The following is a 22571-nucleotide window of genomic DNA, read 5'->3' on the forward strand; positions in this document are numbered from 1 at the left end:
CCATGTTGGACACGCATTTGTCATAAAACCTTCATCGGGACGCGACTGTGACCAACGCGTCCTGACCGGTGACCAGGCGGTGACTGGGAAGCGAGGCGTAGCCTTAAAGCCTAATGATCCCTGCCGATGGCCGTGCGGATGGCGCTGGCCAGTTCGACATTCCTGTAGGGCTTCTGCAGGAATTTCCATTCACCGGCCCGCTCGGTGCCGGCACTGACACCATTGGAGTTCGCGGATGTCAGTAGCACGGGGAGTGTGGGGCGGAGTGAGGCGATCTTGGCGGCAAGCTGATAGCCGTTCAGATTGCCGGGCATCGCAATATCGGAGAAGGCGAGCGTGATGTCGGCCGCTTTGCCCAGCACGACGATGGCTTCTTCGCCATTAGCGGCTTCCAGGATCTCGTAACCGAGCTCCTGCAGGAAGGCGACGACGATGGCGCGGACTTCGCTGTCATCTTCGACAACTAGGATTTTCTCACCCGGTCTGGCCTTGGGCAGGTCCTGCTCGATCTCCACCGGATTCAGGGAAATGGCAGGTTGGGAGAGGCGGGGCAGCAATATCTCGATCCGTGTTCCCTCGCCGACCTCGCTGCTCAGCCGGATGTAGCCGCCGGATTGCCGCACGAAACTATAGATGATGCTCAGCCCCAGTCCGGTGCCCTTGCCGTCTTCCTTGGCCGTGAAAAAAGGCTCGAACACCTTGTCGATATGGGCGGGCGGAATGCCGACGCCGGTATCGGCCACACTGAGGGCGACATAATTCCCGTCTGGAATATTCACGCCAGCACCCTGGCTCAGGGTGATGTTGCGGGTCTCGATGGTCAGCCGGCCGCCATCCTGCATGGCGTCGCGGGAGTTCACGACCAGATTGATCAGGGCAGATTCCATCTGGGTAGAATCTGCATTTACGTGCCAGAGCGCGCGCTCGGTGATGACCTCGAGGAAGATGGATTCGCCGATCAGCCGGCGCAGGATGGCCTCTGCATTGGCGATCATCTCGTTCAGGTTGATCGAGCGTGGATTCAGAATCTGGTGGCGGGCGAAGGAGAGCAGCCGCTTGGTCAGATCGGCGCAGCGCAATGCACCGTTCAGGGCGAGGTTGATATTCCGCAGGCTTGGCGCATCCGGTTCGACGGATCGCTTCAGGCGATCGAGACTGGAGATAACCACCGTCAGCATATTGTTGAAGTCATGGGCGATGCCGCCGGTAAGACGGCCGAGCGAGTCCATCTTCTGGCCGTGGATCAGCTGCTGCTCCATGATCCGGCGCTCGGTGACATCCAGCCAACTGCCCACGATCTCGGCCGGCGTATCCTGGTTTTCCGGTACGTAGGCGGCATAACTCAGGATGTACCGGTGCGAGCCGTCGGCGCAGAGCCAGCGATATTCGATCACTCCGGCGTCGATATCCGGCAGGCGGTCGATCTCGGCCTGCACCTGGGCCAGATCGTCGGGGTGGACACGGCTGTACCAGAAGCCGGGCTCCAGGAAGCGCGCAGCCGGGAAGCCCGTGATGTCGCTGACCGTATCGCCGATCCGCAGGGGTGACTGCAGCGGCTGGTCTGCATCCATCGAATAAAGTGCGATGGGAAGCGAGCGCAGGATCAGCGCTTGGCGCTCTTCTGCCTTCTGCAGCGCCTTTTCCGCGATCATGCGTTCGGCATTGGCGCGCAGATTGTCCTGCAGCAGGCGACGTTCCTGCTCGGCGCTGCGGCGGATTTCACGCGTCTTCTTGTCGAGATCGACGAAGACCGAAACCTTGGAGCGCAGGATGAAGGGCTCGATCGGCTTGAACACATAGTCCACGGCGCCGGCGGTATAGCCCTTGAACTCGTGCACCTCGTCCTTGCTCGCTGCGGTCAGGAAGATCACCGGGATATGGCGGGAGCGTTCGCGGCTGCGGATCAGACCGGCGGTCTCGTAGCCATCCATGCCCGGCATCAGCACGTCCATCAGGATGAGCGCGCAGTCGTTGTGCAGCAGATAGCGCAGGGCTTCCTCGCCGGAGCGGGCGACGACAAGTTCCTCATTCAGATCTTCCAGGATCATCTGGAGCGACAACAGGTTCCGCTCATCGTCATCGACAATGAGAATCCTGGATTTATCGGTCGCCTCTGCCGATGCGCCTTCTGTCGCAGCGGAAGGCACCGCAGCGGACGAGGGGGTTGGGCCCGGTTCCGGCTCGGTCTGAAGATCGAACGGCTCGCTCATGACCTGTATCACTCACCGGCCAAGACGTGAATCTGGCTGCGGCGCAGCCAGACCCGGACTAGCGAGACCAGATGGTCGACATCGACGGGCTTGGAGATGTAATCGGATGCGCCGGCCTGGATGCACTTCTGCCGGTCGCCTTTCATGGCCTTCGCTGTCACCGCGATCAGCGGCAGATTGCGCAGCTGGGCATGCTGACGAATGGTCTCCATGGTCTGGTAGCCGTCCATGTCGGGCATCATGATGTCGATCAGGGCGACATCGATATCCGGATCGTCCAGCAGTTTCTGCACGCCATCGCGGCCGCTTTCGGCGTAGACGACGCGGATATCGTGCTGCTCCAGTACACTGGTCAGCGAGAAGATGTTGCGGATGTCATCATCGACGATCAGCACTTTCTTGCCACGCAGCGACGGATCTTTCTGCCGTATCTGGCTCAGCAGCTGCTTCTGGTCTGGGTTCATGCCGCTGAGCGCCTGATGCAGGAACAGCGACGTATCCTCGATCAGCTCGGCCTTGCTCTTGGCTTCCAGCAGCGCCAGGCCTGACACGCCGGGCATGCTGCGGCGGGCCGCAGAACCGACCGGCTGGTCGGAATAGAGGATCACCGGCATGCGGGGTTTGGCCGAGCGTTCGCGCTCCTGCTGCAGCAGCGCGATGGTCTCCTCGTCATAGGCGCCGACATCGATGACAATGCAGTCGGCGTTCAGGTTCTCCAGGTAGGCGGCGAAAGCGGCCTTCGAGGTGGCGAGCGTCACATCCACATCGCCGGTGCGCACCATCTTGGCCGTGGCTTCGGCACGGGCAGCATCCTGATCGAACAGCAGCAGCGTGCGGGAGACTTTCCGCGAATACTGGCTGATCTTCTCCAGTGCATCCACGAGGGCGTCCCGGTTGGCGGGTTTCCCGGTGAAACCATAGGCGCCGAGCGAGAAGCCGCTGTCCTGCAGCTCATCGCCGGAAATCACATGGACCGGGATGTGACGGGTGGACGGTTCGCGCTTGAGCAGATCGAGCAGCGCTAGGCCGTCGATATCGGGCAGGCCGACATCCAGGGTGATGGCGCTGGGCTGATAGCGCTTGGCCAGCGCCAGAACGCCCTTGCCTGCCGTGGCGACGATGCCCTTGGCGCCTTTCTCGCGCACCAGATCGAGCAGGATGGAGGCAAAGCCCAGATCGTCCTCGACCACCAGAACCACCGGATCACCGGGCTGAATCTGGTCGCGATCGTCGCCGATCTCGATCGGCGATAGCAGCGCGATGCCGGCCTCCGCACCGCTGTTGATGTAACGGGCGGGCGAGCGGCTGATCACCGGCTGCTCGATGGCGGGCTCGATCTCCAGCGGCAGGAACAGCGTGAAGGTGCTGCCCTTGCCCGGCACGCTCGACACCTGGATTTCGCCATTCAGCAGGCGGGCGATTTCGCGGCTGATCGACAGGCCGAGGCCGGTGCCGCCATATTTGCGGCTGGTGGTGCCGTCAGCCTGCTGGAAGGCTTCGAAGATCAGGCGCTGTTTTTCTTCGGGGATGCCGATGCCGGTATCGGTGACCGAGATCGCCAGCGCATTGGTGCTGACGCCACCCAGCTTGTGATACTGGCCCCAGTTATGCTGGGTGACCTGCGCTGCCAGAGTGACGCCACCGTCATGCGTGAACTTGAAGGCGTTGGACAGCAGGTTCATCACGATCTGCTGCAGCCGCTTTTCGTCGGTTCGGACAGTATTCGGCAGGTTATCGAATTTGATGTCGAATTTCAGTTTCCGGTCGTTGGCGACCTGCGTGAAGGTGCGCTCCATATGCATGCGCAGATTTTCCAGCGGGATGTCGCCGACATCCAGCGTGACGGTGCCGGATTCGATCTTCGACAGATCGAGAATGTCGTTGATCAGCGACAGCAGGTCGGAGCCGGCGGCATGGATGGTGCGGCAGAACTCGGTCTGCTTTTCCGTCAGGTTGCCATCGGGGTTGTCGGAGAGCAGCTTGCTGAGGATCAGCAGGCTGTTCAGCGGCGTGCGCAGTTCGTGCGACATGTTGGCGAGGAATTCGGATTTGTACTTGGAGGTCAGGGCCAGCTGTTCGGCCTTTTCTTCCACCGCGCTGCGCGCCATTTCGATTTCGATATTCTTGGCTTCGACCTGCTTCTTCTCGTTGGAGAGCAGGATGGCCTTTTCTTGCAGCTCTTCGTTGGTGCGCCGCAGTTCATCCTGCTGGCTCTTCAGCAGTTCTTCCGACTCGCGCAGCGACTTGGCCTGCAGTTCCAGGCGGTCGTTGGTGGTCTTGAGTTCTTCCTGCTGGCTCTGCAACTCGCGGGTCAGCAACTGCGACTGCTGCAGCAGGCCCTCGGTGCGCATGGTGGCGGCAATCGTGTTCAGTACGATACCGATACTTTCCGTCAACTGGTCGAGGAAGAGCTGGTGGGTATCGCTGAAGCCGCTGAAGCTGGCCAGTTCGATGACGGCGTTGACGTCGCCTTCGAACAGCACCGGTAGCACCAGGATATTGGCCGGCTGGGCCTCGCCCAAGGCCGAGCCGATGCGCAGATACTGGTCGGGCGTGTTGGTCAGCAGCACGCGCCGCTTGTCGGCCGCACACTGGCCGATCAGGCCTTCGCGCAGGCGGATGCGGGATTCCAGAACGCCTTCCTTCTCGGCCGCATAGGATGCCACCAGATCGAGGATGACGTTGTCTTCCTGCCGGTTGGTGACATAGAAGACCGCGTATTGGGCATTCACCAGCGGCGCCAGCTCGGACAGGATCAGGTTGGTCACGGTGTTCAGATCGCGCTCACCCTGCAGCATGCGCGAGAATCGGGCCAAGTTGGTCTTGAGCCAATCCTGCTCGGTATTTTTGAGCGTCGTATCCTTCAGGTTACGAATCATCTCGTTGATGTTGTCTTTCAGGACCGCGACCTCACCCAGCGCTTCCACGGTGATTGACCGGGTCAGATCGCCCTTGGTCACCGCGGTAGCCACTTCGGCGATGGCGCGCACCTGGGTGGTCAGGTTTGCGGCGAGCTGGTTGACGTTATCGGTCAAGTCGCGCCACAGGCCGGCGGCGCCTGGCACCTTGGCCTGGCCGCCCAGCTTGCCGTCGATACCCACTTCGCGGGCCACGTTGGTCACCTGGTCGGCGAAGGTGGCCAGCGTTTCGATCATGAAGTTGATGGTGTTGGCCAGCGCGGCGATTTCGCCCTTGGTTTCCACCTCCAGCTTGCGGGTCAGGTTGCCCTGTGCCACCGCGGTCACGACCTCGGCGATGCCGCGCACCTGACCGGTCAGGTTGGCGGCCATCATGTTCACGTTGTCGGTGAGGTCTTTCCAGGTGCCGTCGACGCCTTCCACGCGGGCCTGACCGCCGAGCTTGCCCTCGGTGCCGACTTCGCGCGCCACGCGGGTCACTTCGGAGGCGAAGGAGTTGAGCTGGTCCACCATGGTGTTGATGGTGTTCTTCAGCTGGAGGATTTCGCCCTTCACGTCCACGGTGATCTTTTTCGACAAATCGCCAGTGGCGACCGCGGTGGTCACTTCGGCGATGTTACGCACCTGGCCGGTGAGGTTCGCAGCCATGAGGTTGACGTTGTCGGTGAGGTCTTTCCAGGTACCGGCGACGCCTTCCACGCGGGCCTGGCCGCCGAGATTGCCTTCGGTGCCGACTTCGCGCGCCACGCGGGTCACTTCGGAGGCGAAGGAGTTGAGCTGATCCACCATGGTGTTGATGGTGTTCTTCAGCTCCAGAATCTCGCCCTTCACGTCCACGGTGATCTTTTTCGACAAGTCACCGTTGGCCACCGCGGTGGTCACATCCGCGATGTTACGCACCTGGCCGGTGAGGTTGGTGGCCATGGCGTTGACGTTGTCGGTGAGATCTTTCCATGTACCGCCGACGCCCTTCACCTTGGCCTGGCCGCCCAGCTTGCCCTCGGTGCCGACTTCGCGCGCCACGCGGGTCACTTCGGAGGCGAAGGAGTTGAGCTGATCCACCATGGTGTTGATGGTGTCCTTCAGCTGCAGAATCTCGCCCTTCACGTCCACGGTGATCTTCTTGGACAGATCGCCCTTCGCCACCGCTGTCGTCACCTCGGCGATGTTACGCACCTGGCCGGTGAGGTTGGTGGCCATGGCGTTGACGTTGTCAGTCAAATCCTTCCAGGTGCCGGCGACGCCTTCCACCTTGGCCTGACCGCCGAGCTTGCCCTCGGTGCCGACTTCGCGCGCCACGCGGGTCACTTCGGAGGCGAAGGAGTTGAGCTGATCCACCATGGTGTTGATGGTGTCCTTCAGCTGCAGGATTTCACCCTTCACGTCCACGGTGATCTTCTTGGACAGGTTGCCCTGCGCCACCGCAGTAGTGACTTCGGCGATGTTACGCACCTGGCCGGTGAGGTTCGCAGCCATGAGGTTGACGTTGTCGGTGAGGTCTTTCCAGGTGCCGCCCACGCCTTCCACGCGGGCCTGACCGCCCAGCTTGCCCTCGGTGCCGACTTCGCGCGCCACGCGGGTCACTTCCGAGGCGAAGGAGTTGAGCTGGTCCACCATGGTGTTGATGGTGTTCTTCAGCTCCAGAATCTCGCCCTTCACGTCCACGGTGATCTTTTTCGACAGATTGCCGGTGGCGACCGCGGTGGTGACTTCGGCGATGTTACGCACCTGGCCGGTGAGGTTGGTGGCCATGGCGTTGACGTTGTCGGTCAGATCCTTCCAGGTGCCGGCGACGCCTTCCACGCGGGCCTGACCGCCGAGCTTGCCCTCGGTGCCGACTTCGCGGGCCACGCGGGTCACTTCCGAAGCGAACGATCCGAGCTGATCCACCATGGTGTTGATGGTGTTCTTCAGCTGGAGGATTTCGCCCTTCACGTCCACGGTGATCTTTTTCGACAGATCGCCCTTCGCCACCGCTGTCGTCACCTCGGCGATGTTACGCACCTGGCCGGTGAGGTTGGTGGCCATGGCGTTGACGTTGTCAGTCAAATCCTTCCAGGTGCCGGCGACGCCTTCCACGCGGGCCTGACCGCCGAGCTTGCCCTCGGTGCCGACTTCGCGGGCCACGCGGGTCACTTCCGAGGCAAACGAGCCGAGCTGGTCCACCATGGTGTTGATGGTGTTCTTCAGCTGGAGGATTTCGCCCTTCACGTCCACGGTGATCTTTTTCGACAGATCGCCCTTCGCCACCGCGGTGGTGACTTCGGCGATGTTACGCACCTGACCGGTCAGGTTCGCGGCCATCAAGTTCACGTTGTCAGTGAGGTCCTTCCAGGTGCCGGCAACGCCGCGCACGCGGGCCTGACCGCCGAGCTTGCCTTCGGTGCCCACTTCGCGCGCCACGCGGGTCACTTCCGAGGCAAACGAGCCGAGCTGACCCATCATGGTGTTCACGGTGCGGCCGATGCGCAGGAATTCGCCGCGCAACGGGCGGCCGTCGATTTCCAGCTGCATGGTCTGCGACAGGTCGCCGCGCGCCACGCCGCCGATCACACGCGCCACCTCGACAGTCGGCTGCACCAGATCGCCGATCAGCGAGTTCACCGAGGACACGCAGGAATGCCAGCCGCCGGTGGCGCCGGGCAGATCGCCGCGCTGGCTGATCTTGCCATCCTTGCCCACCACGGTGCCGAGCCGCTCGAACTCGCTGGCCATCATCGAATTCATCTGCACGACATCGTTGAAGGCAGCGGCGATCTCGCCATCGATGCCAGTCAGGTCCTCGGCCAGCCGGACCGAGAAGTCGCCACGCCGGAAGGCACGCAAGGCGCCTAGCAGTTCACGGGATTGCAGGGTGGAGATGGTTGCTACCTGAGCCATGGCGATGTCATCCGGGTGGAGAAAAGGTGGAAACCGTATGCCGTATTACGGCAGCGAAATCGGTTGATGTCAGCCGGTAAAAGTCGGATGGTGGCGGCCAGAAGCGCAGCGGTCCTGGACCGGCGCGAAAAGGCAAGCCCGATGACACCCGCAAAAGTTCTGTTCGTTGAAGACGAGATGCTGCTGCGCATGGCGATCGTGCCCGAGCTTGAAGAAGCCGGGTATCTGGTCGAAGAGGCGTCGAACGGGAAGTCGGCGCTGGATATCTTCCGTGCACGGTCGGGCGATTTCACCTGCGCCGTGGTCGACATCGGACTGCCCGACATGAAGGGCGATGCGCTGGTCACCGCCTTCCGCGAACTGGTGCCGGGGTTCCGCTTTATCCTCGCCACCGGATATGGCGGCGCCGATCTGCAGAAGATTTTCGGCAGCGATCCGGGCATTCGCGTGATGGGGAAACCGTATTTCGCCGAGGAACTGACAGCAGCCTTGGCCAGCCTGGGGCTCGCGACGAGTTCTGCCGGCCAGCCGGGTGCGGCGCTTTCAACGAGATAGGATGGCTTCGCGGAATCGATCTGGCCTGCTGCCTCGCCATGCGATGCGCAGCCGATCGGCATTGCCTCTGTGGCCGGATGTGACATCCAACCCGTTCCCCCAATTCCACGTCTACGGCCCCTAACGAGGCGAGACAGGAAGAGTTCCCGGAAAACCGCACAAAAATGTCAAATTGCGGATTCCCGGGTGAATCCTGGTCAGCCAGGGCCGGCCGCAATCCAAGATTACTTTGGAGAGAGGATTGTTCGGGCCATTTCGGGAGGTTGCGTCGCCGGCCGGGCATCAGGACACCCAGGTTCAGATTCTAGGGGTGTTAACGCAGAAGTGTCAGATATTGAAGGAAAAATACCCCTTATAGATTATGAACTTTTGGGAATGCCCGCTTGACGATTGACCCTCCTCTTGGGCTTATGAGAGCGTAATTGCCGACCCGAGCCAGACCTCGTTGCCGAGGTCATCTGGTCGTCAGGGTAAAGCGGGGAAGGCGTGACGGGAAACGGGGTAGAAACTCCGGGTGACAGCGGACTGCTGTGTCTGGCTCTGATCATGCGAATCCAGGGGCGGCCGGTTGAACCCGGCCAGCTCATGCATCGCTTCGGTCTGCCCGGTGGGCGCGTGTCAGCCGACGAGCTTGTGCGTGCGGGCCGCCAGCTCGATATCAAGATCCGGAAGGTGGCGACCGGCTGGAAGCGTCTGGCCGGTACGCATTTGCCGGCGATCGCCTGCCTGAACGATGGCCGCTTTGTCATTTTGGCCGGACATCGGGATCAGAACGGCAATGAAGACGTCCTGATCGCCGAAGGCCATGACGGGAAGCCGCGCTCGCTGCCTCGTGCCGAGTTCGAAAAAGTCTGGACCGGCGACCTGATCCTAGTAGCCACCCGCGCCGACTTGGCGGGGGCGCAGCGCCGCTTCGACGTCTCCTGGTTCATTCCCGCCATCGTCAAATACCGCCACATGTTCGGCGAGGTGTTGCTGGCCTCATTCATCCTGCAGCTGGTTGCCCTGGTGTCGCCGCTGATGTTCCAGGTGGTGATCGACAAGGTGATGGTGCATCGCTCGCTGTCGACGCTGGATGTACTGGTCTTCGCGCTTCTGGTGATGGCGGTCTTTGAAGCCCTGTTCGGATTCCTGCGCAGCTACCTGTTCTCGCATACCACCAACCGCGTCGATCTTGAGCTCGGCGCGCGGCTGTTCGGCCATCTCATGGCCCTGCCGTTGTCGTATTTCGAGGCGCGTCGCGTCGGCGACAGCGTGGCGCGGGTGCGGGAGCTGGAGAATATCCGCAACTTCCTCACCGGTTCGACCGTGACGGTGGCGGTGGACCTATTCTTCACCTTCGTCTTCATTATTGTAATGTTCATGTACAGCCCCACGCTGAGCTGGATCTGTCTCGCGGCCGTGCCGTTCTATATCGGCATCTCGCTGGTGGTGACGCCGGTCCTGAAGCGGCAGCTGGATGAGAAGTTCGCGCGGGGTTCGGAAAACCAGTCTTTCCTGGTCGAGCGGATCGGCGGCATCGAGACGGTCAAGGCGATGGCGGTCGAACCCCAGATGCAGCGGCGCTGGGAAGAATTGCTGTCGGCCTATGTGCGTTCAGCCTTCAAGGTCGGCAACCTAGCCAGTATAGCCAGCCAGCTGGCACAAATGATTAGCAAGCTGGTCACGGCTGCGACGCTCTGGATGGGCGCAAAGCTGGTGATCGACGGCTCGCTGACAGTGGGCGAGTTGATTGCCTTCAACATGCTGTCAGGACGGGTAAGTGGTCCCATCCTGCGCATCGCCCAGCTCTGGCAGGATTTCCAACAGGCCCGTCTCTCGATCGAGCGGCTGGGCGATATTCTCAACACGCGTACGGAATCCGCAGTCAGCGCCGGCCGCCAGTCGTTGCCGGCGATCAAGGGCCATATCGAATTCGAGCGCATGACCTTCCGCTATCGCCCCGATGGTCCGGAAATCCTGCGCAATCTGTCGCTCAATGTGCCGGCTGGCCAGGTGGTCGGGATCGTCGGCCCGTCCGGGTCGGGCAAGAGCACGCTGGCCAAACTGGTCCAGCGCCTCTATGTCCCCGAGGCCGGCAAGGTTACGGTCGACGGCATGGACCTGATGCAGGTCGATCCGTCTTCGCTACGTCGCATGATAGGCGTGGTCCTGCAGGAAAATACCCTCTTCACCGGCACAGTGCGGGAGAATATTGCCCTGACCGATCCTGGTGCGCCGCTGGAACGTGTCATCGCCGCGGCGCAGTTGGCCGGTGCACATGACTTCATCATGGGGCTGGCGCAGGGCTACGATACGGTGGTGGGCGAGCGTGGCTCGACGCTCTCGGGTGGCCAGCGCCAGCGTGTCGCCATTGCGCGCGCCCTGATCGGCAATCCCCGTGTGCTGATCTTCGACGAGGCGACCAGTGCGCTGGACGTGGAATCCGAAGCGGCGATCCAGGCCAATATGGAGCGTATCTGCAAGGGGCGTACGGTGCTGATCATCGCACATCGGCTGTCTGCCGTGCGCCATGCCGACCGCATCATCACGGTCGAGCAGGGTCAGATCGTGGAAGACGGCTCACCGGATCAGCTGATGCGGCAGAATGGCCGTTTCGCGCAGATGACGCGCCAGCAGGCTGGAGGCTTGCATGTCGTTTAGTGCGCGCCTGACCGGCATGCTGGATGGCTGGCGTCATGCCGGCGCGGTGGCGCGTGCCGCCTTGCAGGCGGAAAAACGCCAGCCGAAAGGACCGCAGCGCCAGCGCGACGAGATCGATTTCCTGCCGGCTGCGCTGGAGGTTCTGGAAAGCCCGGCTTCGCCGACCGCGCGGTATACGCTGTGGCTGCTGACGGCCTTGCTGGTGATCAGCCTGGCCTGGTCCTTTATCGGCTATCTCGATGTGGTGGCGGTTGCCGAAGGGCGCACCATTCCCACCGGCAAGACCAAGGTGATCCAGCCGCTGGAAACCGGCGTGGTGCGCGCGATCCATGTGCAGGACGGCCAGATGGTACGGGCCGGCGATGTCCTGGTCGAACTGGATCCGACCGCGGCCGGGTCCGACATGCGGCGGCTGGCGTCGGAGCTGGTCTCGGCGCGCGTCGATGCTGCCCGGCTGGAGGCTGCGGCCCATCCGGACGAACCGCTGAAGCATTTCCGCGTGCCAGTCGGTACACCCAAAACCGTTGCAACGCTGCAACAGGCGCTGCTGATCAGTCAGACCGATGAATACAAGGCCAAGCTGGCCAGCTTGGATGCCGAACGCGACCGCCGGGTGGCGGAGCGCCGCACGGTCGAAGCCGCCATCAGCAGATTGCAGCAGGCCATCCCGCTACTGCGCCAGCGCAGCAACGCCCGCACCGAGTTGGCCGACAAGGGGTTCGGCTCGCGACTGACGGCGCTGGAGCTGCAGCAGCAGATGGTGGAGATGGAGAACGAGCTGATCGGCCAGAACCACCGACGCAGCGAATCTCTCGCCGCGCTGCAGTCTCTGGACCGCCAGCGTCATCAGAGCGCATCGGAGTATCTGAAAGAAATCCTCATGCAGCGTAATGAGGCCGAACGCAAGACGATTGCCATTGAGGAGGAATTGCTCAAGGCCGAGCAGCGCCATGGCCTGCAGACCCTGACGGCGCCGCTGGATGGGGTGGTCCAGCAGCTGGCCATTCACACCATCGGCGGCGTGGTGACGCCGGCACAGGCCCTGATGGCCGTGGTGCCGGAAAGTTCTGCGGGAATCGAAGTCGAGGCGATGGTGCAGAATCGCGATATCGGCTTTATCGTGCCGGGGCAGGACGTGGAAGTGAAACTCGAAACCTTCCTCTTCACCAAATACGGCACCATTCCGGGCAAGGTCGTCTCGGTCTCGCGCGATGCCATGGCCGATGAGAAACGCGGCCTGATCTATCCCGCGCGCATCTCGCTGGAGCGGAACTGGATCGAGGTGGAGGGCCGGCGCATGCTGCTGGGCGCCGGCATGTCGCTGACGGCCGAGATCAAGACCGACCGGCGCCGGCTGATCGATTACGTGTTGTCGCCGATCGCCCGCTACAAGCAGGAAAGCCTGCGCGAGCGGTAAGCCCGATCTTATTACTGTGCGGATTGGTTTGGAGCGGGTGAGGGGAATCGAACCCCCGTCGTAAGCTTGGGAAGCTTCTGCTCTACCATTGAGCTACACCCGCGCGCCTGCAGCGGAAAATAGCCAACCCGTCCCTGCCTTGCAACAGCGAGCCTTGCGGCAGCGACCGCCTAATGGACTTCAGCCATGGTGGCGGCGATCTGGCCCGGGGTGAGGTCGAACAGGCGGGCGAGGCCGGTCTGGCCTGCGGCAGTCAGTGTCACGGCGCGGCTGTCGCGCCGGCGTTCCAGCCAGCCCCGATCGAAGCAGCGGTCGGCCAGGGCCGCGCCCAGCGAGCCGGCCAGATGCGGGCTGCGTTCGCTCCAGTCCAGGCAGGCACGGGCGAAGCGTCGCTTACCACTTGCCATCACATCGACATCGATCTGCATGGCCTTGAACAGTTCGCGGCCAGCCGCAGTCACCACGAAATCTTCCTCGCCACTGGGAAGAAGACAGCCGCGCGCGATCAACTGGTCAAAGAGGCAGACGCCGAGCTTGCCGGCGATATGGTCGTAGCAGGTGCGGGCCGCGCGTAGCGCGCCGGCGACACGGGTATGATGGTGATGCTTGGGCAGCGGGCGCTCTCCGGCGAGCGCCATCAGGCTTTCAATAGCCGTCGCCACCTGTGCATTGGCGAGGTGGTAGTAGCGATGACGGCCCTGCCTGGCGAGGCCGAGCAGGCCGCCCTCGGAAAGCTTGGACAGGTGACCGCTGGTGGTCTGTGGCGAGACGCCGGCGATCTGCGCCAGTTCCTTGGCCGTACGGGCACGGCCGTCCATCAGCGCCTTCAGGATATTGGCCCGCGCCGGATCGCCGATCAGGGCCGCGATCTTGGCCACATGGGGGTCGTTGCTCATGCGCCTGACTCTAGGCGCGGCACCGGCTGTCGTCCATCTGCAACACTTCGGTCCAGACCGTAGTGATCGGTCACCGCAGCGTCATGGGCAGGGCGTATAAGACTGGGCAGCGTCTCCCCGGCGCATATCAAAAAAACGGATTCTCGCCATGACCCAGACAACGACCATCATTGCCGTCCCGTCCCGCAGCCTGCCTGAACGCCTGTGGCTTCAGGTGCTGGCCAGCCTGCGAATCATCACCATCGATGCCGTGGCGGCGCAGCGGCTGTCGCGTGAACGTGACAACCTCGCGACCTTGAGCGATGCGGCGTTGAAAGACCTCGGCCTGACGCGCGCCGACATCGAGGGCGAGCTCCGCAAGCCGCGATGGCAGCGCTGACGCGTTAGATCGGCCAACTCTTAGATCGGCCAACTCTTAGATCGGAAAGATCAGGCAGGTGGTGGTTCCGGTGGCAAGAATCTTGCCGCTGGCATCCACGATGCGGCCTTCAGCGGTGCCGACGCGGTTGCCGACTTGGATCGCCTTGCCTTCGGCATAAACCGTGCCGGTCTTGTGGCTGATCGCGCGCACCAGGCTGACCTTGTATTCCAGCGTGGTGTAACCGCTGCCTTTGGGCAGGAGTGACTGCACGGCGCAGGACATGCAGCTGTCGAGCATGGTGCCGGCATAGCCGCCATGCACGCTGCCGATCGGATTGTAATGCTTCAGTTCCGGCCGGCCAGCGAAGACCACGTGGCCGGGCTCGGCTTCATGAATCCACATGTTCATCAGTTCGGCGATCGGCGCGCCGGGCAGTTCGCCGCGCATGATCTTGCGGAACAGCTCGATGCCCTCCAGTTCGCGGAGCGTCTCCAGCGGGATCGGCGCGTATTTGCCCCCTGTGGGCGGCATCAGGTCGGCGGAGCGGGCTGGAACAGTGGTCTGGGCGGCAGCGGACATCGGGAATTCCTTGGGTCATTTTTTATGAAAAAGCGGGGAGGCCGTGAGTTCAGGCGATCCGGGAGGATGGCTTGCCGGGTCGGCCTGTATCGTGTATATACACGTCATGAGCCAGACCCCGCAAGCCTCCAGATCGGCCGACCCGGTTTTCGTCCTGCCACCGCCGGCGCCGGACGGCACGGATATCTGCATGTGCTTCCAGCTCCGGGCAGCCGCCCGGCGGGTCAACGCTTTTTATACAAAACACATGGCTCCGGTGGGCCTGAGTCTGTCGCAATACAGCCTGGTGGGGATGGCGGCGGCCTGTGAGAAGCAGAATGGCCGCCCGCCCAGCATCACCGAACTGGCGATGGCGCTGGATCTCGAGCGAAGCACGCTGAGCCGCAACCTGAAGCCGATGGTGGCAGCGGGCTTTATCGAGGTGATCCCCGGGCATGGCCGGGCGCGGCTGGTCCGCGCTACACGTGAGGGCCGTGCCGCCTGGCGTGCTGGCATCGCGCTGTGGCGGGATGCGCAGACCGAGGCGCAGGCTATTCTGGGCCGGCAATTCCCCGGCCTGATGCAGGCACTGGCGACCACCATTGCGGGCCTGCCTGCGGCTGCCGGCACGTCCGTCGCGAACGACCTCTGATCCCCCACGATACTTAAGTCTCGACAGGGTCTATGCTTTGGTCGAAAGCCGGGGCGGCCCTGCTTGTCCGCATCCGATCCAGCGGGCATCATCCCGGCCGATAGAGGAAACGCGGCCGGCTCATGCCGGTCAAGCGCATGAGAGAAGGAGCCGATCATGGCCGAGAATGAACTGTTTCCCGTTGCCGCCGACTGGGCCAAGCGCGCCTGGGCCGATGCCGGGAAGTACCAGGCCATGTACGAACAGTCGGTCAAGAATCCGGATGGTTTTTGGGCCGAGCAGGGCAAGCGCGTCGACTGGATCACCCCCTTCACCAAGGTGAAGGATGTCTCCTTCGACAAGAAGGACCTGCATATCCGCTGGTTCTTCGACGGCACGCTGAACGTCTCCGCCAACTGCATCGATCGCCACCTGCCCAAGCGCGCCAACCAGACGGCGATCATCTGGGAAGGCGACGATCCGTCGAAGTCGACCAACATCACCTACCAGCAGCTTCATGACGAAGTCTGCCGGATGGCCAACATCATGAAGGCCAACGGCGTCAAGAAGGGCGACCGCGTCACCATCTACCTGCCGATGATCCCGGCGGCGGCCTATGCGATGCTGGCATGCGCGCGTATCGGTGCCGTGCATTCGGTGGTGTTCGGTGGCTTCTCACCTGATAGTCTCGCCAACCGCATCCAGGATTGCGACAGCCAGTTCGTCATCACCGCGGATGAAGGCCTGCGCGGCGGCCGCAGCGTGCCGCTGAAGGCTAATGCCGATGCGGCGCTCAAATCCTGCCCGGGCGTCAAGAAGGTCCTGGTGGTCAGGCATACCGGTGGCAAGATCGACATGGCCGCCGGCCGCGACATCTGGCTGCATGATGAAGCGGCCAAGGTGTCGGCCACCTGCGCGCCGGAGCCGATGAATGCGGAAGACCCGCTGTTCATCCTCTATACCTCGGGCTCGACCGGCAAGCCGAAGGGCGTGCTGCATACCTCGGGCGGCTATCTCGTCTTCGCCTCGATGACGCATCAGTATGTCTTCGACTACCACGATGGCGACATCTACTGGTGCACCGCCGATGTGGGCTGGGTCACCGGCCACAGCTACATTCTCTATGGGCCGCTGGCCAATGGCGCCACCACGCTGATGTTCGAGGGCGTGCCGAACTACCCCGATGCCTCACGTTTCTGGCAGGTCATCGACAAGCACAAGGTCAACATCTTCTACACCGCACCGACTGCCATCCGCGCGCTCATGCGTGACGGCGAAGCGCCGGTGAAAAAGACCAGTCGCGCCAGCCTGCGCCTGCTTGGTTCAGTGGGCGAGCCGATCAATCCGGAAGCCTGGCTCTGGTATCACCGCGTGGTCGGCGACAGCCGCTGCCCGATCGTCGATACCTGGTGGCAGACCGAAACCGGCGGCATCCTGATCACGCCGCTGCCCGGCGCCATCGCGCAGAAGCCCGGCTCGGCGACGCTGCCCTTCTTTGGTGTGCAGCCGCAGCTGGTCGATGGCGACGGCAAGGTGCTGGAGGGAGCTACCGACGGCAATCTCTGCATCACCGACAGCTGGCCGGGTCAGATGCGCACGGTCTATGGCGATCACCAACGCTTCATCGATACCTATTTCAGCACCTTCCCGGGCAAGTATTTCACCGGTGACGGCTGCCGTCGCGATGCCGATGGTTATTACTGGATCACCGGTCGCGTCGACGACGTGATCAATGTGTCGGGCCATCGCATGGGCACGGCCGAAGTGGAAAGCGCGCTGGTCGCCCATCAGAAGGTGGCCGAGGCCGCCGTGGTCGGCTATCCGCACGACATCAAGGGCCAGGGCATCTATGCCTATGTGACGCTCAAGGCCGGCATCCAGCCGACCGAGGAGCTGCGCAAGGAACTGGTGCAGCATGTTCGCACGCTGATCGGGCCGATTGCCTCGCCTGACCTGATCCAGTGGGCGCCGGGCCTGCCCAAGACGCGCTCGGGCAAGATCATGCGCCGCATCCTGCGCAAGATCGCCGAGAATGAATTCTCGGCGCTGGGCGATACCAGCACGCTGGCCGATCCGACGGTGGTCGACGATCTGGTCAACAATCGTATGAATCGCAGCTGATATCTGCGGTCTTCCAGAACCAAAGCGCCCGGAGCAATCCGGGCGCTTTTTTTATTGTCACGACTTAAACACACCAAGCTTGGCAATGGGGAACCATGCGGCTATCCGCGTCTTATATCTCTTGTGAGATAACCGCAGGAGGTCCTGATGAGCACCGCAGGCTACGGCCCCAAGGAGCGAACGGAATACGACACCCGCGAACGCGTGGTGCCCACCAACAAGGCCCGCTCCGGTATCGAGCTGCACAGGATGCGCTACGTCCTGGGCTTTGGCATCATCGGCGTGGTGATTGCCTTCGCCCTAGTCTGGTATTTCATGTTCCGCGTGTGATCGCGGCACGGGCGCCGGCGCGTTGCGAGGCAATCGCCATGCCGCCGGCAAGTTCGCGAATCTGTCCTGCCATGGCTTCGGCCTGAGTCAGCCGCTGCATCAGTGCAGCCACCATCTGCCATTGTGGTGAAGCTTTCTCCTGCCGGTCGTCGTCCGGCGGGATAGCGTCATCGCCTGAGCTTTGCTCCGCCATCTCGCTGCCCAGCAGTGTCAGCAGGCGGTCGCTATGTTCTCGCAGCAGGCTGTCGGTGAGGACAGGGTCTAGCTCGCGGCCGCGGATGCGCAGCAGCACATGCAGTGCGGCGAGCTGCGCCATCATGCGATAGTTGGCCGAGAGAAACGCCTGCAGCCGCGGCAGGTCGGCCTGCGCCGCACCAGGTTCGGCGGCCAGTCGTCGCACCGCGGTGGCGAAATCGGCACCGGCATCGAAGACATCCTTGCGCGCCAGACGATAAGTCTGCTCGGCCGGCTGCCGTTTCAACGCCTGGCGGGCGTATTTACGGTTGGCGCGCAGCAGGCTGGCCGTCAGCACCGGTAGGCTCTGCCGTTCCCAGTAGGGCAGGATGAAGCTGAAGATCGCGGCGATCAGTGCGCCCAGCGCGGTATCGAGCAGGCGTTCCAGCAGCAGGGATGCCTCGCTCGGATTGAGAAAATGCATCATCAGCAGGGCCATCACGCAGGCGGCTGTCGAGGTGATGCGGTAGCGCACCGGCGCATAGGCATGCGACAGCCCGATGGTGACGAAGTAGATCGCCACCAGTGCCGGATCGGGCAGCATATGCAGGGCGATGGCGGCCAGCACGCAGCCGATCAGGTTGCCGATCAGGCGGTCTTTCTGACGCTGGCGTGTGGCGCTGTAGCTGGCGCGCATGATCACGGCGACAGTCAGCAGAATCCAGCTGCCATGGCTGAAATACCGGGTCAGCACTTCAGCCAGCGCATAGGCGCAGAGCATGGCCGCCGTCAGCCGCAGGGCGTAGCGGAAGATCGGCGAGCTCAGACGCAGGTGGCGGCGGATCAGGATCAGGCGATAGGGACGCGGCGGCAGGAAGTCGGTCAGCTTCACTGCGGCAAGAATCCGGTCGGCGGTGTCTTCGCGATGCAGGGCTTGTTGAATCTGGCCCACCGCTTCAATGGCATGATTGATGCGTTCCAGTGTTGCCCGCAGCTCGATCACCGCCTGGCCGTGTTCGGTGGCCTCGTCCATGCCGGTTTCCAGCGGCACGATTTGCTGCATGCGCTGGCCGATGGCGGCGAATTCCGCCTGCAGCGCGGTCACGGAGGCACTCGGCCGTCCGGTCTCGACCTCGTCGGCCAGGGTAGCCAGCAGGTCGGCAATATGCAGCACGCCGTCGCGGATGGTGCTCAGGATCAGACTGCTGTCCCGCTGGCTGCCGAACTGGCGCTGCAGCAGCCAGTAATCGGTCTGGCTGGAGAGAATGGTCTCGAAGGCATCCAGCGCCGAGACCAGGGCCGCGGCCCATTCTCGTTCCTTTGGCTGCTCCATAGTGCGGAACAGCAGGTTGCGCGCTGACTCCACGCGCTCCATCAGGGTCACCTGCCGCTCGATCAGCGCGGCATAGCTGGCCTCGATCGGCGTTTCGGTATCGTAAAGCTGCGCCTTGGCGCGGACATAGGCCGCGAAAGCGTCGAGCGCGCCACTGAGCGCAATGCGCTTGTGCCGGGCTTCCAGCCATTCCGCCATCAGCATGCCAAAGACGGCATAGGCGGCGGCGCCGGCGGCAAAGCAGAAGGCATGCAGCACAGCAGCTTGCGCGTTGTATGCTGGCGTGCCGAAGGCGAAGATCATCGCCAGGATCATCGACATGCTGAGCGCCAGTGCGCTCTTGCCATAAACCGAGACCATGGCGGCGGCAAAACTGGTGACGGCGACGATGGGAAGCTGCAGCCAGACATTGCCGGTGCTCAGCCCGATGGCCAGCGTGACGGCACTGTCGAACAGCAGGGCGATCAGGAAAGCCCTGCGCTTGTGGTCCGGCGGCGTCGGGGTATCGACGATGCTGACGCAGGTGGCGCCGACAGCGACCACGGCCGCGACCTCATAGCCGGCCGCCAGGGCCGCGATGCCGACGACGATGGATACGCCCAGTGCGGCGGTGAGGCCGCTGAGCAGGTTCTGTGCCGGCAGTGAATAATGCGACAGACTGAACGGATTGATCATGGCGGCCGTGTTTTCCGCCATTGTAGCGATGCCGCTGTGACCTAGGCGAGGTCTTTGTAGAAAAATGCCGCGGCAGCCAGACGGCGGCCATCCGCCGTCCGGGCATAACGCGGGATCGCGCCGATGCTTTTGTAGCCCAGATCGACATAGAGTTGCTCGGCCGTACTACCGTGCTCCGTATCCAGCGTCAGCAGGTCGCGTTTCAGGCGGCGGGCTTCCTGTTCGATGGCTAGCATCAGGGCGCGGGCGAGGCCCTGCCGGCGGGCGCGACGATGTACCAGCAGCTTCTTGACGTCGGCGCGATGGGTCTGGTTCGGTGGCGTGTCGAGGCCCAGCATCACGGTGCCGGAGATCTGCCCGTCATGGCGGGCCACCAACAGGATCGAATCACCGCTGGCGATGCCAGGGATGACTTTGCACCAGAAGGCAGCGGCCTGCTCCAGCGTGAAGGGCTGCACGAAATTCACGCTGGCGCCGCCCTCTACGCAGTCACGCAGGATTTCGCTCAAAGCGTTGATCTCGCGTTCGGCGCTCGCCGCATCAAGGGCTGTGATCATGATTGCAGCATCCTTTGCAGGAAGATGAGATCGAGCCAGCGGTCGAATTTCCAGCCGGCCTCGCGGATCGTGCCGGCATGGCTGTAGCCCAACCGCTCATGCAGACGCAGACTGGCGGTATTGTCAGCGGTAATCCCGGCGATCATGGTGCGCAGGCCGCGCGATGTCGCGATCTCCAGCAGCGGCTCCAGCAGCAGTTTCCCGATGCCCTTGCCGCGGCTGCCGGGCGCCACGTAAATGGCGTTTTCGACGGTGTAGAGATAGGCCGGCCATGGCCGGAACGGGCCATAGCTGCTGTAGCCCAGCATGGTGCCGTTCGCCTCGGCCACCAGCACCGGCAGATTCTGGTCGGCCTTCATCTTCAGCCAGTCGACCTGCGCCTGCGGCTCGCGCGCGGTGTAATCAAAGACCGCGGTCGTGTTCAGCACGGCATCGTTGTAGATGGCGCGGATCGCTTCGGCATCACCGGCGTGGGCATCACGGACAATCATCGGTAAACTCGTTTGGCAATGATGACGAGGTAGCGGCAAGGCACAGTGCCGGTATTGGCGAAGACGTGTGGTTGGTCGAGTGCGCAATGCAGGCAGTCGCCGGCACCGATGGCGAATATATCCGCGCCGCTGTGGAAACTGAGTTCGCCCTCCAAGCCCAGGATATGCTGGTCGTAAGACTGCGAAGGCATGGCGGGATAATCGATATGCGCGCCGGGCGGTAGCGTGGCCTGCACGATTTCCACCGGAGAGCCGGTGCCGGCAGGACTGACGGCCTGGCGCTGGAAGCCGGTCTCGGGGTCGCGCCATTGCGGCTGGGCTTCCGCCTTCAGCAAGACGAGGCTGCGGTCTTCCACGGCGGCCATCAGACCGGACAGCGTGATCTCCAGACCGGCGCAGAGACGGCCCAGCAGGGCAGCCGTCGGGCTGGCCTCCCGGCGCTCGATGCGGGAGATCATTGGCTTGCTGACGCCGCTGCGGGCCGCCAGATCGGCCAGTGACAGCCCCAGCTCCTCGCGCCGAGCCTTCAGGCGCAGGGCGATCCGCAGCTCGATATCATCCGGATTTGTCTCATTCATGAGACGGTTGTCTATTATAAGAGACGAATAGGGTCAAGCTGGGTTCGCCGGCCTTGGCTACTATCTCAGGAAGGTCCGCTTATGGAGATGCCGTCGATGCGCCTGGTCATTGCCCTGCTGTCCGTCATGGCGGTCTTTCCCGCCGTCGCCCAGACGATCCGCACAAAGGCCGCCACGGTGCGGGTGGTGGAGGTGGCCAAGGGCCTGGAGAATCCCTGGGGCATGGCCTTCCTGCCCGACGGGAGCCTGCTGGTGACCGAACGGCCCGGGCAGATGCGCGTGGTGCAGAGCGGGCGGGTCTCCGCGCCGCTGGGCAATGTGCCGAAGGTCTATGACAGCGGACAGGGCGGCCTGCTGGATGTCATGCTTGATCCGGATTTCACCCGCAATCGCATTCTCTATTTCACCTATGCCGAACCGGGTGACGGTGGAGCAGGGACAGCGCTGGCCAGCGCTGTCTTCGCCGAGACACGGCTCGATGACGTAAAGGTGCTGTTCCGTCAGCAGCCCAAGATGTCAGGTGGCAATCACTTCGGCAGTCGCGTCGTCGTCGGCCCCGATGGCAAGCTCTGGCTCGGCGTCGGCGAGCGTTACCGTCGTGATGAAGCGCAGAACCTGACCAACCATCTGGGCAAGGTGGTGCGGCTGAACAGGGATGGCAGCGTGCCGCCTGACAATCCCTTTGTCGGGCGCAGCGATGCACGGCCGGAAATCTGGTCTTACGGCCATCGCAACATCCAGGGCATGACGCGGCATCCGCAGACCGGCGTCGTCTGGCTGCATGAGCATGGCGCGCAGGGCGGTGACGAGATCAATATCCCGGAGAAGGGCAGGAATTACGGCTGGCCGGTGATCACCCATGGCATCGATTATTCTGGCGCTAAGATCGGTATCGGCACGTCCGCGCCTGGTATGGAGCAACCATTGCTGCACTGGACGCCGTCCATCGCGCCCTCGGGCATGGCCTTTTATACCGGTGACAAGATCCCGGCCTGGCGCGGCCACCTGTTTGTGGGTTCGCTGAAATTCGGAATCTTACAGCGTGTCGTACTGGATGGCACACGCGTGGTGCGACAGGAACAGATGCTGAAGGAACTCGACGAGAGAATCCGTGATGTGCGCGACGGACCGGATGGCTATCTCTATATCGCCACCGACAATCCGCGCGGCCGCATCCTGCGGCTGGAGCCGGCGAACTGAATAAAAAAGCCCGGCATTGTTGCCGGGCTTTTGTCTTGGAGCG

General features: G+C 62.9%; 16 protein-coding genes and 1 tRNA gene. 8 read left to right on the top strand and 9 right to left on the bottom strand.

Annotated features, from left to right (window positions below; genetic code table 11):
* Window positions 1-110: 110 nt before the first annotated feature.
* Both AC1RRE_RS05050 and AC1RRE_RS05055 read right to left on the bottom strand, forming a co-directional pair.
* On the bottom strand, window positions 111-2210 hold the full coding sequence (locus AC1RRE_RS05050) for a response regulator (protein ID WP_492980005.1): 2100 nt from the start codon (window positions 2208-2210) through the stop codon (window positions 111-113).
* An 8-nt stretch (window positions 2211-2218) separates the two neighbouring features.
* The gene (locus tag AC1RRE_RS05055; RefSeq protein ID WP_492980006.1) at window positions 2219-8008 is read right to left on the bottom strand and encodes a hybrid sensor histidine kinase/response regulator; all 5790 of its coding nucleotides are present in this window, start codon (window positions 8006-8008) and stop codon (window positions 2219-2221) included.
* A 141-nt stretch (window positions 8009-8149) separates the two neighbouring features.
* Between AC1RRE_RS05055 and AC1RRE_RS05060 the strand changes: the two genes are divergently transcribed.
* The 3 genes from AC1RRE_RS05060 to AC1RRE_RS05070 all read left to right on the top strand — a co-directional run bounded on the left by AC1RRE_RS05060 (window position 8150) and on the right by AC1RRE_RS05070 (window position 12623).
* Entirely contained in the window at window positions 8150-8563 is a 414-nt protein-coding gene (locus AC1RRE_RS05060; RefSeq protein WP_492980007.1) for a response regulator, read from the top strand.
* A 486-nt stretch (window positions 8564-9049) separates the two neighbouring features.
* Window positions 9050-11206, top strand: coding sequence for a type I secretion system permease/ATPase (locus tag AC1RRE_RS05065; protein ID WP_492980008.1), 2157 nt, complete (start codon window positions 9050-9052; stop codon window positions 11204-11206).
* Entirely contained in the window at window positions 11196-12623 is a 1428-nt protein-coding gene (locus AC1RRE_RS05070) for an HlyD family type I secretion periplasmic adaptor subunit (RefSeq protein ID WP_492980009.1), read from the top strand. The genes AC1RRE_RS05065 and AC1RRE_RS05070 overlap by 11 nt, the downstream gene beginning before the upstream one ends.
* A 29-nt stretch (window positions 12624-12652) precedes the next feature.
* On the opposite strand, the gene AC1RRE_RS05075 is transcribed toward AC1RRE_RS05070, so the two are convergent.
* Both AC1RRE_RS05075 and AC1RRE_RS05080 read right to left on the bottom strand, forming a co-directional pair.
* A tRNA-Gly gene (locus tag AC1RRE_RS05075) sits at window positions 12653-12726 on the bottom strand.
* A 67-nt stretch (window positions 12727-12793) separates the two neighbouring features.
* Window positions 12794-13519, bottom strand: coding sequence for an ArsR/SmtB family transcription factor (locus tag AC1RRE_RS05080; protein ID WP_492980011.1), 726 nt, complete (start codon window positions 13517-13519; stop codon window positions 12794-12796).
* 148 nt (window positions 13520-13667) lie between these two features.
* Between AC1RRE_RS05080 and AC1RRE_RS05085 the strand changes: the two genes are divergently transcribed.
* Window positions 13668-13898 carry a DUF1127 domain-containing protein gene (locus tag AC1RRE_RS05085; RefSeq protein WP_492980012.1) on the top strand — a complete coding sequence of 77 codons (231 nt, stop codon included), beginning with the start codon at window positions 13668-13670 and terminating at the stop codon, window positions 13896-13898.
* Between the two features lie 36 nt (window positions 13899-13934).
* On the opposite strand, the gene AC1RRE_RS05090 is transcribed toward AC1RRE_RS05085, so the two are convergent.
* On the bottom strand, window positions 13935-14459 hold the full coding sequence (locus AC1RRE_RS05090; protein ID WP_492980014.1) for a PaaI family thioesterase: 525 nt from the start codon (window positions 14457-14459) through the stop codon (window positions 13935-13937).
* 106 nt (window positions 14460-14565) lie between these two features.
* Here AC1RRE_RS05090 and AC1RRE_RS05095 point away from each other — a divergent pair, with 106 nt between their 5' ends.
* The 3 genes from AC1RRE_RS05095 (at window position 14566) to AC1RRE_RS05105 (ending at window position 17520) form a co-directional block, all read left to right on the top strand.
* Window positions 14566-15090, top strand: coding sequence for a MarR family winged helix-turn-helix transcriptional regulator (locus AC1RRE_RS05095; protein WP_492980015.1), 525 nt, complete (start codon window positions 14566-14568; stop codon window positions 15088-15090).
* Window positions 15091-15246: 156 nt separating this feature from the next.
* Window positions 15247-17190: an acetate--CoA ligase gene (gene acs, locus AC1RRE_RS05100; protein ID WP_492980016.1), complete on the top strand. Its 1944-nt coding sequence runs from the start codon at window positions 15247-15249 to the stop codon at window positions 17188-17190.
* Window positions 17191-17337: 147 nt separating this feature from the next.
* Entirely contained in the window at window positions 17338-17520 is a 183-nt protein-coding gene (locus AC1RRE_RS05105) for a hypothetical protein (RefSeq protein ID WP_492980017.1), read from the top strand.
* On the opposite strand, the gene AC1RRE_RS05110 is transcribed toward AC1RRE_RS05105, so the two are convergent.
* The 4 genes from AC1RRE_RS05110 to AC1RRE_RS05125 are packed head-to-tail and all read right to left on the bottom strand — an operon-like array spanning window position 17504 to window position 21328.
* Window positions 17504-19723: an FUSC family protein gene (locus AC1RRE_RS05110; protein WP_492980018.1), complete on the bottom strand. Its 2220-nt coding sequence runs from the start codon at window positions 19721-19723 to the stop codon at window positions 17504-17506. The genes AC1RRE_RS05105 and AC1RRE_RS05110 overlap by 17 nt on opposite strands.
* 20 nt (window positions 19724-19743) lie before the next feature.
* Entirely contained in the window at window positions 19744-20259 is a 516-nt protein-coding gene (locus AC1RRE_RS05115; protein WP_492980019.1) for a GNAT family N-acetyltransferase, read from the bottom strand.
* A complete protein-coding gene (locus AC1RRE_RS05120; protein ID WP_492980020.1) occupies window positions 20256-20750 on the bottom strand; it encodes a GNAT family N-acetyltransferase in 495 nt (164 codons plus the stop codon). The genes AC1RRE_RS05115 and AC1RRE_RS05120 overlap by 4 nt, the downstream gene beginning before the upstream one ends.
* A complete protein-coding gene (locus AC1RRE_RS05125; protein WP_492980021.1) occupies window positions 20747-21328 on the bottom strand; it encodes a helix-turn-helix domain-containing protein in 582 nt (193 codons plus the stop codon). Before AC1RRE_RS05125 ends, AC1RRE_RS05120 begins: the two co-directional genes overlap by 4 nt.
* 81 nt (window positions 21329-21409) lie before the next feature.
* Here AC1RRE_RS05125 and AC1RRE_RS05130 point away from each other — a divergent pair, with 81 nt between their 5' ends.
* Entirely contained in the window at window positions 21410-22528 is a 1119-nt protein-coding gene (locus AC1RRE_RS05130) for a PQQ-dependent sugar dehydrogenase (protein ID WP_492980022.1), read from the top strand.
* Window positions 22529-22571 lie beyond the last annotated feature (43 nt).

Source organism: Ferrovibrio sp. GW821-FHT12D07 (assembly GCF_058807275.1).

What these genes read in the sequence shown, in the direction of transcription:
- AC1RRE_RS05090 (WP_492980014.1), bottom strand. Translation starts at nt 14,459, where the DNA reads ATGTCCGCTGCCGCCCAGACCACTGTTCCAGCCCGCTCCGCCGACCTG.
- AC1RRE_RS05095 (WP_492980015.1), top strand. Translation starts at nt 14,566, where the DNA reads ATGAGCCAGACCCCGCAAGCCTCCAGATCGGCCGACCCGGTTTTCGTC.
- AC1RRE_RS05120 (WP_492980020.1), bottom strand. Translation starts at nt 20,750, where the DNA reads ATGATTGTCCGTGATGCCCACGCCGGTGATGCCGAAGCGATCCGCGCC.
- AC1RRE_RS05055 (WP_492980006.1), bottom strand. Translation starts at nt 8,008, where the DNA reads ATGGCTCAGGTAGCAACCATCTCCACCCTGCAATCCCGTGAACTGCTA.
- AC1RRE_RS05070 (WP_492980009.1), top strand. Translation starts at nt 11,196, where the DNA reads ATGTCGTTTAGTGCGCGCCTGACCGGCATGCTGGATGGCTGGCGTCAT.
- AC1RRE_RS05085 (WP_492980012.1), top strand. Translation starts at nt 13,668, where the DNA reads ATGACCCAGACAACGACCATCATTGCCGTCCCGTCCCGCAGCCTGCCT.
- AC1RRE_RS05080 (WP_492980011.1), bottom strand. Translation starts at nt 13,519, where the DNA reads ATGAGCAACGACCCCCATGTGGCCAAGATCGCGGCCCTGATCGGCGAT.
- AC1RRE_RS05115 (WP_492980019.1), bottom strand. Translation starts at nt 20,259, where the DNA reads ATGATCACAGCCCTTGATGCGGCGAGCGCCGAACGCGAGATCAACGCT.
- AC1RRE_RS05050 (WP_492980005.1), bottom strand. Translation starts at nt 2,210, where the DNA reads ATGAGCGAGCCGTTCGATCTTCAGACCGAGCCGGAACCGGGCCCAACC.
- acs (WP_492980016.1), top strand. Translation starts at nt 15,247, where the DNA reads ATGGCCGAGAATGAACTGTTTCCCGTTGCCGCCGACTGGGCCAAGCGC.
- AC1RRE_RS05130 (WP_492980022.1), top strand. Translation starts at nt 21,410, where the DNA reads ATGGAGATGCCGTCGATGCGCCTGGTCATTGCCCTGCTGTCCGTCATG.
- AC1RRE_RS05105 (WP_492980017.1), top strand. Translation starts at nt 17,338, where the DNA reads ATGAGCACCGCAGGCTACGGCCCCAAGGAGCGAACGGAATACGACACC.
- AC1RRE_RS05110 (WP_492980018.1), bottom strand. Translation starts at nt 19,723, where the DNA reads ATGGCGGAAAACACGGCCGCCATGATCAATCCGTTCAGTCTGTCGCAT.
- AC1RRE_RS05060 (WP_492980007.1), top strand. Translation starts at nt 8,150, where the DNA reads ATGACACCCGCAAAAGTTCTGTTCGTTGAAGACGAGATGCTGCTGCGC.
- AC1RRE_RS05125 (WP_492980021.1), bottom strand. Translation starts at nt 21,328, where the DNA reads ATGAATGAGACAAATCCGGATGATATCGAGCTGCGGATCGCCCTGCGC.